The sequence below is a fragment of the Citrobacter amalonaticus genome (assembly GCF_037053465.1).
Taxonomy (GTDB): Bacteria; Pseudomonadota; Gammaproteobacteria; order Enterobacterales; family Enterobacteriaceae; genus Citrobacter_A; species Citrobacter_A amalonaticus_H.
The window spans coordinates 203,576-220,193 of record NZ_JBALIF010000001.1; the positions used below are offsets into that span (position 1 = coordinate 203,576).

12 protein-coding genes are annotated in these 16,618 nt (G+C 48.4%); 6 read left to right on the plus strand and 6 right to left on the minus strand.

The window, feature by feature from the left end:
- Window positions 1–26: 26 nt before the first annotated feature.
- Entirely contained in the window at window positions 27–1,406 is a 1,380-nt protein-coding gene (gene ygjG, locus WB371_RS00975) for a putrescine aminotransferase (protein ID WP_336218265.1), read from the minus strand.
- Between the two features lie 430 nt (window positions 1,407–1,836).
- Here ygjG and WB371_RS00980 point away from each other — a divergent pair, with 430 nt between their 5' ends.
- On the plus strand, window positions 1,837–3,357 hold the full coding sequence (locus WB371_RS00980) for a methyl-accepting chemotaxis protein (protein ID WP_336218266.1): 1,521 nt from the start codon (window positions 1,837–1,839) through the stop codon (window positions 3,355–3,357).
- A gap of 34 nt (window positions 3,358–3,391) precedes the next feature.
- Here WB371_RS00980 and WB371_RS00985 read toward each other — a convergent pair whose 3' ends face one another.
- Window positions 3,392–3,943, minus strand: coding sequence for a PadR family transcriptional regulator (locus tag WB371_RS00985; RefSeq protein WP_336218267.1), 552 nt, complete (start codon window positions 3,941–3,943; stop codon window positions 3,392–3,394).
- A 226-nt stretch (window positions 3,944–4,169) separates the two neighbouring features.
- Here WB371_RS00985 and WB371_RS00990 point away from each other — a divergent pair, with 226 nt between their 5' ends.
- The 3 genes from WB371_RS00990 (at window position 4,170) to WB371_RS01000 (ending at window position 7,146) form a co-directional block, all read left to right on the plus strand.
- Window positions 4,170–4,937, plus strand: a complete 768-nt coding sequence (locus WB371_RS00990) for a siderophore-interacting protein (RefSeq protein ID WP_336218268.1) — start codon at window positions 4,170–4,172, stop codon at window positions 4,935–4,937.
- Window positions 4,938–5,047: 110 nt separating this feature from the next.
- Window positions 5,048–5,362, plus strand: coding sequence for a DUF1889 family protein (locus tag WB371_RS00995; RefSeq protein ID WP_336218269.1), 315 nt, complete (start codon window positions 5,048–5,050; stop codon window positions 5,360–5,362).
- A 203-nt stretch (window positions 5,363–5,565) separates the two neighbouring features.
- Window positions 5,566–7,146 carry a hypothetical protein gene (locus WB371_RS01000; RefSeq protein WP_336218270.1) on the plus strand — a complete coding sequence of 527 codons (1,581 nt, stop codon included), beginning with the start codon at window positions 5,566–5,568 and terminating at the stop codon, window positions 7,144–7,146.
- Here the strand turns inward: WB371_RS01000 and WB371_RS01005 are convergent.
- Window positions 7,143–9,077 carry a glycoside hydrolase family 2 protein gene (locus WB371_RS01005; protein ID WP_336218271.1) on the minus strand — a complete coding sequence of 645 codons (1,935 nt, stop codon included), beginning with the start codon at window positions 9,075–9,077 and terminating at the stop codon, window positions 7,143–7,145. The genes WB371_RS01000 and WB371_RS01005 overlap by 4 nt on opposite strands.
- 221 nt (window positions 9,078–9,298) lie before the next feature.
- Here WB371_RS01005 and WB371_RS01010 point away from each other — a divergent pair, with 221 nt between their 5' ends.
- Together WB371_RS01010 and WB371_RS01015 are read left to right on the plus strand one after the other, a co-directional pair.
- Window positions 9,299–10,609, plus strand: coding sequence for an MFS transporter (locus tag WB371_RS01010; protein WP_336218272.1), 1,311 nt, complete (start codon window positions 9,299–9,301; stop codon window positions 10,607–10,609).
- Between the two features lie 46 nt (window positions 10,610–10,655).
- Window positions 10,656–11,765 (plus strand): hypothetical protein, encoded by a 1,110-nt coding sequence (locus WB371_RS01015; protein WP_336218273.1) that lies wholly within the window; start codon window positions 10,656–10,658, stop codon window positions 11,763–11,765.
- Between the two features lie 60 nt (window positions 11,766–11,825).
- Here WB371_RS01015 and WB371_RS01020 read toward each other — a convergent pair whose 3' ends face one another.
- The 3 genes from WB371_RS01020 to WB371_RS01030 form a co-directional block, all read right to left on the minus strand.
- Window positions 11,826–13,262: an anion permease gene (locus tag WB371_RS01020; protein ID WP_336218274.1), complete on the minus strand. Its 1,437-nt coding sequence runs from the start codon at window positions 13,260–13,262 to the stop codon at window positions 11,826–11,828.
- Window positions 13,263–13,365: 103 nt separating this feature from the next.
- Window positions 13,366–15,975 (minus strand): bifunctional aconitate hydratase 2/2-methylisocitrate dehydratase, encoded by a 2,610-nt coding sequence (locus tag WB371_RS01025; protein WP_336218275.1) that lies wholly within the window; start codon window positions 15,973–15,975, stop codon window positions 13,366–13,368.
- Window positions 15,976–16,039: 64 nt separating this feature from the next.
- Window positions 16,040–16,612, minus strand: a complete 573-nt coding sequence (locus WB371_RS01030) for an alpha/beta hydrolase (protein ID WP_336218276.1) — start codon at window positions 16,610–16,612, stop codon at window positions 16,040–16,042.
- Between the last annotated feature and the right edge of the window lie 6 nt (window positions 16,613–16,618).

The window sequence follows — 16,618 nt, forward strand, 5'->3', positions numbered from 1 at the left end:
AAGCAAAGCGTCACCCGGCGTTGAGTTTACACCTCTTCGACGCTGACCCTCAGCGCTGCCAGCGCTTTACGCGCCGCTTTCAATACCAGTTCACACTGCTCGATGGTCAGCGTTAAGGGCGGTTCGATACGGATCGTTTTTGCGTTGTTGAGCGTTCCGGCCACCAGCACCCGCTGGCGGAACATCTCGCTGGCAAACCGGTAGCCGACTTCATTGTCGACAAACTCAATAGCCATGAGCATTCCTTTCCCTCGCGCATCCTGCACCAGATCGGGATACTCCCGCGCCAGTTGACGGAATCCGTCGAGCAACATATCGCCTTTCTGCTCCGCCTGCGCGGGCAGATTCTGCTCCAGCAGCACATTGATGGTCGCCAGCGCGGCCGCACAGGCCAACGGGTTACCGCCAAAGGTGGTGGTGTGCAGGAACGGATTATCGAACAATACCGAAAAGACCTCTTCGGTGGCGATGGTCGCGCCGACAGGCATCACGCCGCCACCCAGCGCTTTTGCCAGACAGAGAATATCGGGCTGCACGTTCTCATGCTCGCAGGCGAACATCTTGCCGGTACGTCCCATGCCTGTCTGGACTTCATCGAGGATCATCAGCGCGCCAAACTCGTCGCAGAGTTTACGCACGGCAGTAAGATAACCCTGCGGCGGCAGGATCACGCCGCCTTCACCCTGGATCGGTTCCAGAATCACCGCCGCCACATCATCCCCGGTTTTCTTGCACTCGCTGAGCGCGGTGCGCATGGCCTCAATATTGCCGAACGGCACATGACGGAAGCCCGGTAGCAACGGCATAAACGGTTTGCGGAAGGTCGATTTGGCGGTGGCGGACAGTGCGCCCAGCGACTTACCGTGGAAGGCGCCGCTGGTGGCGATAAAGGTAAATTTGCCTCGTGGCGACTGGTAAGCTTTCGCCAGTTTCAGCGCCGCTTCGACCGATTCGGTACCACTGTTGCAAAAGAAGCTGTATTTCAGTTTTCCGGGCGCCAGGGCGGCAAGGGTTTTTGCCAGCATGGCCCGAAGAGGGTCAAGTAATTCCTGACTATGCAGGGGTTGTTTCGCAAGTTGATTCTGTACGGCGGAAACCACAACTGGATTACGGTGCCCCACGTTGAAAATACCAAAACCTCCCAGGCAGTCGACAAACTCCTGTCCCTGGGTGTCGACAAGCGTATTCAGACCTCCCGCTTGCCACTCTACGGCTCCGTAATCCCCGCCGGCGGTAACAGATTTGCGATACTCTAAAAACCCTGGATTCACATGCTCTTTAAAGTAATCAATCACCTCTCGGTTAAGTGCTTTCATCTCCTCATGATCAAGCGTTCGCTTCTCTATGAGATTCAGTGCGTGTGCGCTGCAGGCCAAAGCCGATGCGCTGGAAGGTAACCTGTTCAAAATATGCTCCCGGGGCTCGCGTATCACATGATACCGATTTAAGTATTGCAGGGATTGCGCCATCCCGGCGGCTTTGCTGAAAATCGGGATAAACACCAGGAAGAACAGTTGCTGTGCAACATTTAATCTCATTTGTTAACAATTGATGCACTTCTGTGCAGCGCCAGGCGTTAGGGGGAGTGGCGCAGAAGGGGGCGATGGGGCTGAAACGGTGCAGAATTTGTTCGTTAATCGTGCGTGTTATCTGACAGGATTTTATAGTTTCAGCATGAAAGTATTAAAATTCAATCAATTATAATTCGTACAAATGATAAGGTTTAATCGCAAATTGCGATCTAAATCAAATTTAACATCTAAAGATAAATTCGCTAGCGCCGAAATAACATCTGACAAGAAATTAACAACCAGATAACCTGCACAGGACGCGATTATGTCTTCTCAGCGCTACGTTACCCAGCAAAATACCCCGCTGGATGACGATACGACCCTCATGTCTACGACCGATCTCAACAGTTACATCACTCACGCCAACGATACATTCGTTAATATTAGCGGTTACGCGCTTAACGAATTACTGGCGCAACCGCATAACCTGGTGCGCCATCCTGATATGCCAAAAGCGGCTTTTGCCGATATGTGGTACACCCTGCAACAGGGCGAGCCATGGAGCGGCGTCGTTAAAAACCGCCGTAAAAATGGCGATCACTACTGGGTGCGGGCAAATGCTGTGCCGATGGTGCGTGAAGGTCGCGTGACGGGTTACATGTCGATCCGTACCCGCGCGACGGACACGGAGATTGCCGCTGTGGAACCTTTATATAAAGCGTTGAATGAAGGGCGTTGCACCCGGCGGATCCACAAAGGACTGGTGGTGCGCAAAGGCTGGCTCGGGAAGCTCCCGGGCATGCCGGTTCGCTGGCGGGCTCGCTGTGTGATGGCGCTGATCTACGCGGTACTGGCGGCAACACTGTACGCCACCGGCGCATCCTGGCAGGCGCAACTGATGAGTTTGCTGGTTATGTTAATGGGGATGTGGGCGTTTGAGTGGCAGATTGTCCGTCCCATTGAGAACGTGGCGAAGCAGGCGCTGAAAGTCGCCACCGGGGAGCGTAACAGCGTTGCACATCTCAACCGCAGCGACGAGCTGGGCCTGACGCTACGCGCTGTCGGCCAACTGGGGTTGATGTGCCGCTGGTTAATCAACGATGTTTCAAGTCAGGTGTCGAGCGTCAGAAACGGCAGTGAAACGCTGGCGAAAGGCAATGACGATCTGAATAAGCACACCCGGCAGACGGTTGATAACGTGCAGCAGACGGTCACCACAATGAATCAGATGGCGGCTTCGGTAAAACAAAACTCAGAAACCGCATCTGCGGCGGATAAGCTCTCCATTGCCGCCAGCAGTGCGGCGACGCAGGGCGGAGAGGCGATGGATACCGTAATTAAAACTATGGATGATATCGCAAACAGTACGCAGCGCATCGGAACGATCACGACGTTAATAAACGATATCGCTTTCCAGACCAACATTCTGGCACTGAATGCCGCCGTAGAAGCGGCCAGAGCGGGCGAACAGGGGAAAGGATTTGCTGTCGTGGCCGGCGAGGTGCGCCATCTTGCGAGTCGCAGCGCCAGTGCGGCGAACGATATCCGTAAGTTAATCGACGCCAGCGCGGATAAAGTCCAGTCAGGTTCTCAGCAGGTACATGCGGCGGGGCGCACGATGGATGATATCGTCTCTCAGGTACAAAACGTCACCCAGTTAATTGCGCAGATCAGCCACTCTACGCTGGAGCAGGCAGACGGTTTAACCAGCCTGACCCGCGCGGTAGATGAACTGAACGCCATCACGCAGAAGAACGCGGAGCTGGTTGAAGAGAGCGCTCAGGTGTCCGCAATGGTCAAACACCGCGCCAGCCGCCTGGAAGATGCCGTGACGGTACTGCACTGATCTCCGGTGTTTTACCCTGTAAGCGCATATCCGCTTAATCAAGCTGGGTGATTTCCAGTGCCGCGCGGTCGATCACGCCAATGATCTTTTTCAACTGCGCGTCGCTGAGCTCTCCCTGGTTCACTCTCAAATCCAGCACCGCTTTAAAATTTTCCAGAGCCCGCTTCATCTGTGGGTTCTTGCGCAGCTCAAAGCCAACGTTACGCGCTTTTACGCGTTCCTGAATATGGCTCAGATGCTCGCGATTCTCTTCCAGCCACTGTGCGCCTGATGCGGTGAGGGTGATTTTTTTACGCCCGCCGTCTTCTTCGCTGATTGTGATAAAGCCCTGATCCTGGAGAAAATCGAGCGTTGGATAGATGACGCCAGGGCTCGGCGTATAGTTTCCTTGCGTCAGTGTCTCAATGGCTTTGATCAGCTCATAACCGTGGCTGGCCTCGTGGGAGAGGATATCCAGGACAACCAGGCGTAACTCGCCGTGACCGAAAAAGCGCTGGCGACGACCGCCGCCTCTGCCATGACGATGTTCGCAACCCGCGTGTTGATGCCCTTCGCCTTTACCGCAACCTTCATGATGATGCCGCATGATGTTTTCCTGATTTATTTAGATATATCTAATTTATATCTAATATCATTTTTTTAGCAAGTCATGGTTGCAATATTTTCATAAATTAATGAAATTAAATAATAAAAATAACTTATTCACTAAAACATCAATCCTATCAAAAATCACTTGCAATCCTCTCAATTAACAATCATTATCATTTAAAGAAAATATTTAGATATATCTGATTATCACATTAAGGCTAAAAATGACGGATAAAACTTCACGTTACCCTCAGCGCGTGCGCAATGAACTGCGCTTTCGCGAACTTACTGTTCTGCGCGTGGAACGTATCGGCACCGGTTTTCAACGTATTGTTCTTGGTGGCGACGCGCTGGACGGCTTTAGCTCACGCGGTTTTGACGATCACACCAAGGTCTTTTTCCCACAACCCGGAAGCCAGTTTGTTCCGCCAACGGTAACGGATGAGGGCATTGTCTGGGGGGAAGGCGCGCGCCCGGCGTCCCGTGATTACACACCACTTTATGACGACGTTCGCCATGAACTGGCGCTGGATTTCTTTATTCATGATGGCGGGGTGGCGAGTCGCTGGGCAATGCAGGCACGCGAGGGCGACACGCTGAGCATTGCCGGACCGCGCGGTTCGCTTGTGGTTCCGCAAGAGTATGGTTTTCAGCTCTATGTCTGTGATGAATCCGGCATGCCAGCGCTGCGTCGCCGCCTTGACGCGCTGAGCCGCATGCCGGTAAAACCGGCGGTCACTGCGCTGGTGAGCGTCGCCGATCCGGCATATCAGGACTACCTCGCACATCTGGACAGTTTTGCTATTGAGTGGTTTAACCACGACGAGCAGGCGGTTGCGGCACGACTGGCGCAGATTGATGTGCCGGAAAAAGATTACTTCATCTGGATCACCGGAGAAGGGAAGGTGGTAAAAAATCTCAGCAGTCGTTTCGAACAGGGACCGTTTGATCCGCAGTTAGTGCGCGCTGCTGCTTACTGGCATAACAAGTAAAGTGAGCGACGTCGGGACAATGACATTTAATGATTTCATTGCCGCTGAAATGGGTTTAAGGTCATAGGGTAGTCTTGTGTTTTACGTGGTTAATTTTAAGGATAAAAGTTATGCCAGCAGTCATTGATAAAGCATTAGATTTCATCAACGGTATGAACACCTCTGCCGCCTCTCCGGAACCAATGGATGAAAGCACGGCAAAAGGGATTTTGAAGTATTTGAAAGAATTAGGTTGCCCGGCGAGCGTTGCAGACATTACGGCCCGCGGTGAGCGGGAGGGGTGGAACCCTGGATTTACGCAAAAATTGGTCGGCTGGGCTGAGAAGTTTGCAGCCGGGGAGAGGGTGCTGATCAGAGACCCGGAGTATTTTTCACTGTATATGCGTGAACAGCTTCAGGAGCTGGTTAACGCTGAACACGTCTGAACTGAATACAAGTATGATGCTCTCGCCGTTGATATGAGAGCATCTACTTTATAACCAGATGTTTATATGGGTTATATCGCCGCTCACTTTTTTAGAAATTTAAGCCACGCGGAAAGAAACGACTAACGCAATAGCATATCGGATAGAGTAACCTTCTGTTTTAACAGAGAAATTAAATAATAGTAAATTATGGGATTGTTTTAATGTATGCCTTGACTCCCCTGCGGTTACTCGAAGTAAATTCCTCTCTTATCTGGCACTGGCCGCATTTGCAACAAGTCATCGATGTAATGAAACGTGATGGTTTTAACGGGCTTGTCATTCATCAACAAGACTTATTTGCCTTACTGGCCTATCCATCTGACTATTGTCAACATGGAAAAGAGAATTTGATATGCGAGCAGCGAGAAAAAACTCTCTACATTCAAAGAGTATGCCGCGCGTGTAATATAAATGGCATTCGAATCTGGTTGCAGGGAGAAGCGTTTCCATCCGGTGGAAAACTTCAGGAAAAATTTCCGGAATATACGCTGATTGAAAATAGCCTTGCAGACGAAGCGTTCTGGAAAAAATTTTATCAGCAAACCATTACTGAAGCGTTAAGTCAGCTACCGGCTATTGATGGTGTTATTGTCACGCTCCCTAAACATCTTCCTTATCGGGCCAATTGGTCCTCGACTCTTCCTTATCTTTATCAAATATTACGGAGTCTTGGAAAGAAATTAGTACTGAGAGACTACATCGATGACGAGGCTGCATCATGGCAACTTCTTAACGCTTTACAGGTACTTCCGGGAGATGTTCGGGTGTCATTAAAAGTGGTTCCTGACGGTTATCGACCGGGGTTTGCAACGAATCCGCTCCTGATGCAACTGGAAGACCGAATCAAATGGATTGAATTTGATTTATGGGGGCTGGAATATGGCTGGACATTGCTCCCCTGTTACTTACTGGAAGAAATCAAGGGGCGTTTAAGTTGGGTGGAAAATACCACCGGAGACCTCCTGGAGGCTGTTTCAGGCCGCTTAAGCTGGGAGTGGATTTCCAACAGTTCTCTCATCAATTCGGTTAATTCAATCAATTTACATGGTCTGGCAATGTTTGGCCGTGAAGTGGGCATGTCAGAAAAGCAGGCATTTCACTGCTGGCTTACCGATATGCTGGAGCACAAAGTCGATAAATCGGAGCTGGATGCTTTCCATCAACTGTATATCAGCAGCCATGAATGGATGAAAAAAACGCCATACATTCTGGGACATGTTTTGCATCATTACAGCCAGGTGCCAAAGACGTATGAGCAGGCTGTTAAACTATTACAACTCCATTCTCGTCGTTCGGATGATTTTTCTGTTTCGACGCTTTTCCCGCCAGACGATCCCAACACCGGGCTCATGCAATATCAATTGATGTTACTGGAAAAACAGCGCGCTTTTTTTCTGGCGCAAACGACGCGTAGTCAGCTCCATTTTCTTTTACAACAGACCCATATTCCTGAGGATAAAAGGGACTTATTCAGGCGAGTCTGGGACAGAGTGCCGTGGTATACCACGTTATTTGATGAGGTTGCGAAGGGCGTCGCGATGAAACTCATGCGGGAACGCTATGGTCGTGTGAGTGGCATTTCTCATTTTGAATTCGATAAGCAAATAAATAACCTTTACCAACTGGCAAATCGTATCGGCGAGTGGCTGGATAAAGAAGAACAACAGCAACCTCATTATCTGGCGATGTTATTTGATCCCGCCAGGTTGTTATCCCTGGCGGAAAGCCTTAAGCATGATTAATGAGACGATGGATCGGCTTTTTTGAGCGTTTCATAAAAATCCCGCAAAACATAAAACGCGGCTTTGCGGGTTTTTTTATCTGCGGTGATTAAACCTTTACAGTTGAAGCCTTGCTGCCAGGGGTTTTGCCGGCGTTCTGTACGATAGTCATACAGCAGCCAGGGGGTAAAGCCGCGAACATAGGTGAGTTTTGGCAGATACTCGGTTTGTTTGCGATAAACCTCGGCCATGTAATGCTCAGAGAACGGGCCCGTTTTGGGAGCGTGTTCGCTGAGAACGCCTTCGGCACCAGTCTCTGTGATGACAACGGGCTTAGTGGGGGATGAGTTCTTGCCAAGCACAATTAAGTCATCAAAATTCTCTTCATACCACCCGTAGTATTCATTTAACCCTATGATATCGAGGAAGTCTGTCAATCTGTCCTCAATCTTCATTTTTGCATGGTTGACGAGGCAGGCAGCAGAGATCAGGCGACTGGGGTCGGCATCACGTGCCGCATTCACTAACGATGTCATGAAATTTAAACGTTCATCCGTATCCGCATTCTCATTCCCAACCGACCAGATAATGACGCTGGCGCGGTTTCGATCGCGCAGGATAAGCTCCATAAGCTGGTTATGCGCATCCCGTTGTGTCGACGGATTTGTAAAATCGATCGCCCAATAGTTGGGAATTTCTTCCCACAGCAATATCCCTTCTTCATCAGCAATGCGTGCCGTCAGTTCGTGATGAGGGTAATGTGCCAGCCGCATATAATTGCAATTCAGTGCTTTGGCATCACGAAAACGCTGACGTATATCGTCCTCGCTGGCAACCTTCCCAACGAATAAATCATCTTCATGGCAGTTAACGCCGCGCAGATAGAGGGATTTGCCGTTCAGACGAATATCGGTTCCCACCACTTCAATCTGGCGAAATCCGACGTCATCTTCAACGCAGTCATGTCCCAGCGTGACTTTAACTTTATAGCGTTTAGGATTGTCCGGAGACCATAGCTGTGGACTACGGGAAAAAATAGCTTCGGCCTGGCCTTCCACAACTGGCAATATCTGATCAATCCCGAGTTCGGGGATCGTAACAGTCACTTCTGTCGCAAACCCGTCTACCGTTATGCGCGCTGCAATGCGGTTATAGTTGCCATCCGGGACAAGATAGATAAACAGATCATGAATATAGCTTTGCGGGGTTCGGATAAGATCTATCTCGCGATAAATACCGCCATAGTTAAACCAGTCATTATTTCGTAACGGAAGTCGATCCGTTGTCCGTGTGTTATTTACACAGATCATTAAGACATTATTTCCGGTTTTTATGTGTGCGCTTAGCTCAGCGCAGAAAGGGGTCGATCCACCGTAGTGATTACCAATAAACTGATGATTGAGAAATATTTTGCAATCGTAATTTGCTGCGCCTATCCGTAAAAATACGCGCTCATCCTGATCCCACCTGGTGTACTCGATTTCACGGGTATACCATGCGCTACCCTCAAAATAAAACCATTTATCCTTCAACATTTGCCAGCAACTGGGGACAGGCACCGTCTGACCTGAATAAGGATCGTAATCATAGGGATCTTTACGTGTTTCAGCATCCTGCTTTTGCATTAAGAACCATTTTTGCCTTAACCCCGTATCATGAAGGTCAAGCGTGAAGTGCCAGTCGCCATTCAGACTTTCGCGCGGGCGTCCACCGGTAAAAATCAGCGTCTGAAAGTTAAGATTTTGCAAATTATAAGCACGATCGTAGTGTTCGTTGTGCAGACATTCAACCGCATTATCTGCCAGGTCAGATTTTTCCAGCATAGCCATTCCTCTTAAAGAAAAGTTGAGCGAAGAATAGCGGATCGGAAATACAGGCAGGTTAGAGAAGACAGAATTCGGATCTGTGCGGGTGTTGAATAAACAACAATTGTGATGAAGTTCAAAAAACATCAAAATTAATTGTGATGAACTTCAAATTTGTTTTTGTATTGAAGTGATCTCCATCACATTACTCGGCAAAAAAGGTGATTTTACTAGCAAATAAAAAACGAATGAACGTTAAGATCTCAGTTTCATTTTTGTAGGTTGTCTGTCAGATACTAAAGATACTTACACTGTAGCGGCATGAAAGAATCACATTCTGTATGGCACAGATATGGAGAGGAAATAATATGGGTCAGCTACAACACAGTATTAATGAACAAACAACGAAGTCACAATTAACAAGAAGTCGTTATCGATGGACAATTTGTGCTTTGCTCTTTTTCTCAGTCACCATTAATAACCTTGACCGTTCTATTTTAGGACTTTTAGCGCCAATGCTACAAAAAGACATTGGCTGGACAGAAATTGAATATGGCAATATTGTTACTGCCTTTCAGGCAGCCTATGCAGTGGGTTTATTAATATGTGGCAGAATTGTTGACCTTTATGGCGCCCGTCTCATCTTACCCGTCGCGCTGGCCATATGGAGCCTTGCAGCCATAGCCCATGGTGCAGTGAGCACGGTAACGGGGTTTATTTATGCAAGGATTTTTCTGGGGATTGGCGAAAGCGCTAACTTTCCATCAGCGGTAAAGGTTGCTGCTGAATGGTTTCCCAAGAGAGAACGTGCGTTTGCGACCGGTATTTTCAATTCAGGTTCAAATGTCGGGAATATTTTTGCACCGATTATTATTCCATGGATTGCGTTACAATGGGGCTGGCGTGAAGCTTTTATTGTTACTGGCGCGGTAGGTTTTATCTGGATTGTTTTCTGGCTGTTTTTATACGGAAAACCAGAAAAAGTAAAAAAAGTTAATGAAGAGGAACTGGACTGGATCCATCAGGATGAAAGTTTGAGTCCCGCGCCAGCAATAGCAGGCAAAGTGAGCTGGATTGGCTTATTAAAATATCGCCAGACCTGGGCATTTGCGATGTGCAAATTCCTGACCGACCCGATTTTCTGGTTCTTCCTGTTCTGGTTGCCTAAATGGTTACACGACAGTCGCGGTATTGATATGGCACACATGGCGACACCGCTGGTTCTGATAAATATTCTGGCGACAATAGGAGGACTGGCCGGAGGATACTTACCTGCATGGTTGATCAACCGGGGAATGGCCGTAAATAAGGCACGTAAATTGACACTACTATTGTGTGCGATTTGTGTATTGCCTATCTTGCTCGTCTCTGCTGCTTCTAATTTGTGGGTCGCCGTTATTCTCATCGGTCTTGCAGTAGCTGCTCATCAGGGATGGTCAGTAAATCTTTATACCAGTGTTTCGGATATGTTTCCGAAAGAAGCTGTTGGGGCTGTTGTCGGTATTGGCTGTCTGATTGGTTCAATTGGCTCAATACTTTTTGCACAGGCTACCGGACATATCTTACAGGCGACAGGAAGTTATTGGTCAATATTTCTTATGGGCGGTTTTGCTTATCTTTTGGGTTTTGTCATTATGCATTTTTTAACCCCGACGATGTCGGCGGCAAAATTGAAATGATTATGAAACCTCAAATTAATAATTAATCTTAAACACAGGTTATATTATGAAGTTAACAGACAGTCTTTTACAAGAACGTATTTTACAAGCTAAAGAAATGAGTATTAACTGGCTGAATAGCATGAGCGTAGCCGGGAAGACGCCTGGGGTATTGCGTGTCAGCGAGTATCATCAACCAGAAAAATGGCCGCAAATGTTATTATCAGGAACCTATGATGGAACGATGGCCCGCGTGTTATTAGGTGATAAAATAGAGGAAAAAAAATTACTGGCTGACTGGATTTTAAGCCACCAACACGATGATGGTTATTTCCTTTTACCGGGCATGAAGTGGGATGAAACATGGAAACGCCCTGATATTGAAGAAACACGTCAATATATGCGTTTCCACGCGACAAATTACTGTATGGGGGCGTTAGAGGTTCTGGAACAGTTAGATCGCCTTGAACTGCCCTTTTTAGCGCCATTCCTCGATCCCCTGTATTTCCGGGCATGGTTAGGACAGCGCGATATGCGAGATCCCTGGCTGGAAGGAAACAATATCGTTAACCTCGGAAGTTTCCTGCTTCTCGAACAGCAGCGTCACCCGGAAGGCGCGGCAAGCCAGCGCCTGCAGGATATGATCTTCTGGCATAACCAGCAGAGTGAGCCTTACTCCGGATTCTGGGGGCCTGGACAACAATTCAGTCAGGAGGCATTGCTGTTCGCACTTTGTGGGGCGACGCATAACCTGCATATCTTCTATGCCCTTGACGAGACTATTCCTCATTTCAACCAGTCGATGAGCCGTTGCCTGGAACAGCCTGTGGCGGTACGCAGTAGCTGTATTGATGTTGATATTATCGATATTCTGGCCCATGGGCATTCGCGCTGTCCTTATCGCAAAGATGAAATTGAATACTGGCTGCGTAATATGCTTGTCAAACTCCTCGATTTTCAGAATGCGGATGGCGGCTTCCCTGACACACTGCTTGGTGAACGGGGATACGATGGTTGGGTTAAAGGATATAAAGAACCACAGGGGTTAAGTAATACATTCGCTACCTGGTTCCGCTGGATTGCCATCGCGATGATTTCAGACGTTTTATGGCCAAAATGGCAGTCGTGGCGTTTCAGAAAAACGATTGGCATCGGTTACTTTAAAAAATCAGCCTGATAGAGCGGTTGAATATAAAACATTAGGGAAAGTGGCTCAAATTGAGCCACTGTTATCGCGTTATGAAAGTATGTTATGTTGAATTAAGAAGCCCCACCATGGAATACCTACCGCCATGTGAACAATAAATGTCAATAAAGCAACGATAGTACCGACAATCCACCATGACTTAATATCGTTATACCCCGCAGCAAAAATAATGGGCCCGGCTGCGCCACCATAATGTGTGATACATCCACCATAAGAGTTAGAGAACAGAATGGCTAAAGCCAGGAGTACAGGGGCTGTTCCGGTCACGAGACCTACCGTTGCAAATACAGGAACCATGGCTGCCACATAAGCGCCTCCTGAAGCGAACAAATAACGAACTACGATGCTTAAAAAGACGATCATCACAATTGTACTGTTACCTGCGCCCAAGAAACCAAGGTGATCAGACATAAAGGCCGCCAGCCATTTGAAAAAGCCTTCTTTACTCAAGGTGGCGCTGAGTCCAATAATACCGCCATACCAGATCAAGGTATTCCAGCCGCCCTTATTTTGCAGAACATCGTTCCAGCAAATAATATTAAAAACAAGGGCTCCGACCATCGCGATCACTGCAACAGCGGATTCGTTAAGTCCCAGATAGCGTGAGAAAATCCATCCCAGTAAAGCGGAAATGAACACAACAGCAAGACCTTTCTCTTTTCCGCTAATCGGCCCGAGTTCATTCAGACCCGCAGTGGCGATTTGAACATTGTCTAACTTCTTTAATTCAGGACGCGTGATTTTGTAACCTATCCAGGGGATAACCGCTAACATCAATAACCCCACAGGTACTGCCGCCAGCGCCCAGCCAACCCAGCTTATCTGGATATGAAAAATATCCGAAATTAATTGTAGCGCTAAAGCGTTTCCTGCAAATCCGGTTAAGAACATATAACTTGTCGTTTTCGTTACCATATACACATTCACCATAAGGTAACGACCAGCCTTACACGGACTTTCATTTGGCGTTGAACCCAACGCCAGAGCAATGCTGTTAATAATAGGAAATACCACTCCGCCTGCGCGCGCTGTATTCGAGGGGGTAGCCGGGGACAGAATTAAGTCCAACAGCGCGGTGACATATCCCAGTCGCAGTGTCGTGCCGCCGAATTTTAATATAAACCAGTATGCCAGACGTTTCCCCAACCCGGTTGTCACAAACGCAGCGCTTAAGGTAAATGCACTAAAGACAAGCCATGTTGTTCCTGACGAATAACCGCGCAGGACATCCATTGGTTTAACGAGGGAGTCGTTGAAGCTTGCCAGCGCGATACATGACAACGCCACCGCAATAAGCATAATGACGGGTTCAGGGTAAGGTTTACTTACCAGTCCGACAATGGATGCAAGATAAATACCTGCCAGTATCCATGCTTCCTTTGTCAATCCTTCTGGCGGAGGAATGATCATGAATAATAATATTATTAAAATAAGAAGCGCTATTTTTTGCTTTTTTGATTTCAACATGTGTCACCTCAGCGACAAGCCATTCCGTTGGCAGCAGAAGCTTCAGAGATAAAAAAGCCTCTGCTGTACAATGGTTCTTCAGCTATTGTTTAATTAAAAAAAGTTAAATATTCTTAACGGCGAACGTTTTAATAACATCCTGCTCATTAGCCGTTGATTGATATTCAGGTAATCGATCAAAGTTTAAATAGCGATAGGTATCATCGCGGGTGTCATTAATTTTATCCATATGCCAGAAATATTGTTCAACCGTCGGCATTTTCCCAATAATCGCTGCCACAGCGCTCAGTTCGGCTGAAGCCAGGAAGACCTTAGCGTCGGTCCCCAGACGATGGGGAAAATTTCGGGTTGATGTGGATACGACATGACTGCCTTGCCGAACACGTGCCTGATTCCCCATACACAGCGAGCATCCGGCGGGTTCAATTCTGGCGCCGGATTTAATAAACTTATTGAAGTATCCCTCGCTTGAAAGCTGTTGCGCATCCATTTTTGTCGGCGGCGCCAGCCAGAGTCTTACCGGTATTTCACTGGAATCTGAAATAATTTTACCCGCGGCGCGGAAATGACCAATATTCGTCATGCAGGAACCAATAAACACTTCTTCTATCGGCGAACGCGCTACCTCGGATAGCAGACGGGCGTCATCCGGATCATTCGGTGCGCAAACAATGGGTTCGGTAATTTCAGTCAGATCGATGTCAATCACGGCGGCGTACTCAGCGTTTTCATCGGCAACCAAAAGCGACGGATTAGCTAGCCAGGCTTCAATTTCAGCAATGCGCCGCTCAAGCGTCACTGCGTTTTCGTAGCCCTGACGTATCATCCAGCGCAGCAGGGCAACATTGGAGCGCAAGTATTCCGCGACGTTTTCTTCTTCAAGGCGAAGTACGCATGCAGCGGCAGAACGTTCTGCGGAGGCATCGGCCAACTCGAAAGCCTGCTCCGCTTTGAGCATGCCAAGCCCCTCGATTTCCAGGATACGGCCGGAGAAAATATTGATTTTGTTTTTTTTCTCAACGGTCAACAGACCTTGCCTGATGGCATAAAACGGAATGGCATGAACCAGATCGCGTAAGGTAATCCCTTTTTGCATCTCTCCTGTAAAACGGACCAACACAGACTCCGGCATATCCAGCGGCATAATTCCGGTTGCCGCGGCAAACGCGACCAGTCCGGACCCTCCCGGGAAAGAGATCCCCAAAGGGAAACGCGTATGAGAGTCGGCCCCGGTTCCTACCGTATCCGGGACAAGCATACGGTTTAGCCAGGAATGGATGATGCCATCACCCGGCTTCAGTGCAATACCGTTCCGGCTGCTGATAAAATCAGGCAGTGTTTCATGTAGCTTCACATCGACTGGTTTTGGATAAGCCGAAGTATGGCAAAAAGACTGCATAACCAAATCAGCCGAAAAGCTCAGGCAGGCCAGATCGGTAAGCTCATCGCGCGTCATTCCTCCGGTGGTATCCTGAGAACCCACCGTTGATACTTTCGGTTCGCAGTACTGCCCCGGGCGGACCCCTTCAACACCGCACGCTCTTCCGACTATTTTCTGCGCCAGCGTAAAGCCGACCGATGAAGGCGCAGGTGCTTTTGGCTGACGGAAAGCATCAGAAGGAGGAAGTCCCAGCGATTCACGCGCCCTTGCTGTCAGACTTCTGCCGATGATCAACGGAATACGTCCCCCGGCACGTACTTCATCAAGCAGCACATCCGTTTTCAAAGAAAATGAGGTGATGTGTCGTTGGCTGTCGTTTTCGCGAATTTCACCCTCGTAAGGCCAGAGATCAATCAGCATTCCCGTTGATAGCCCGGAAACATCCATTTCTATCGGAAGCGCGCCAGAATCCTCAAGCGTATTGAAGAAAATAGGCGCAATATTTCCGCCGAAAACAAATCCTCCGTTTCGCTTATTCGGCACCCATGAAATGTCGTTCCCCAGATGCCATAACAGGGAGTTAGTTGCGGATTTGCGCGAAGAACCAGTACCAACAACATCCCCGACGTAGACCAGCGGGTAGCCTTCTTCCTTTAGCTGCTCAAGTTGCTGAATTGGCCCGCGGCATCCGGGTTCATCCGGGGTCACGCCATCTCGCGGATTACTCAGCATGGACAGCGCATGAAGAGGAATATCAGGACGTGACCATGCTTCAGGAGCCGGTGACAAATCATCCGTATTGGTTTCCCCTGTGACTTTAAATACTTTAAGCGTTATTTTTTCAGGTAGCTTCGGGCTGCGTAGAAACCATTCGGCATTTGCCCATGACTGAATGACGTTTTGTGCCCAGACATTCCCTTGTTTCGCTTTTTCTTCAACATCGTTAAATTTATCAAAAATAAGAAGTGTTGTACTTAATTGTTCCGCCGCACTTCTGGCCCATTTCGGATTATCCAGTAAATCGATAAGCGGCTGGATATTATATCCACCCTGCATAGTTCCCAGCAGTTCAATTGCCTGGCCAGGGGCAATAATATTCGCCGGGTTTTCTTCTTTGATTTGCTGGTAAAGGAAATCTGCTTTCAGTTTCGCCGCAGGATCGACTCCCGGCGGGACACGATGCGTCAGCAGTTCAATAAGCGTGTTTTTATCCTCACTTTCCCCGCTAACCAGAGAGGCAATTAACGCTTCCGTTTGCTCTGCGGTTAAAGGTTTAGGCGGAATATTTTTTAACGCACGTTCTTGTACATGCTTGTTATAAGCTTTTAACATATGCTCTCCGGATCAGATATTATTTATCTGAATTGTGATCATGTAAGAGATAAATTACTTTTTGTTAAACCTGGTTTTTATTTTCGTGCCTCAGGCCTTCACTAAATTCCGCCAGTTGTTCGAGGCCATATTCCCACTCCCCGAATCCGGATTCTGTATTAATATGCCCAGCGTCACCGATATCAACGACGCGTGCGCCCCAGCATTCGGCCCAAAACTGCGCACGTTTAAAAGACATTAACGGATCGTTTCGACTCACGAACATGATGCTGGATGTTTGCAATTTCTCCGGGAGTACCTTCTCGTCCAGTTCGAAGAGCGAAGGCTCTGCAGGCGCAACCATGACAATACCCGCGACATTCATTCTGTACGTCTGAACCAGACGACATGAGGCAAGCGCGCCAAAACTGTGTCCAACCAGAATCGCAGGCAGGTGACAGGAGGCTAACTCGCGACGGATTGCGCAGATCCAGGCGTCGATATCAGGCTCCAGCCAGTTCCGCTGGCTAATCCGTTTCCAGAAAGGAAAACGACGACCCCAGCAACTTTGCCAGTGATACTCATCACTGTCTCTCAGGCCTGGCACCAGAATGATCGTGAACCTTTCACTCAGTTGTTCCAGACGTTGCGTAGTCATAACGTT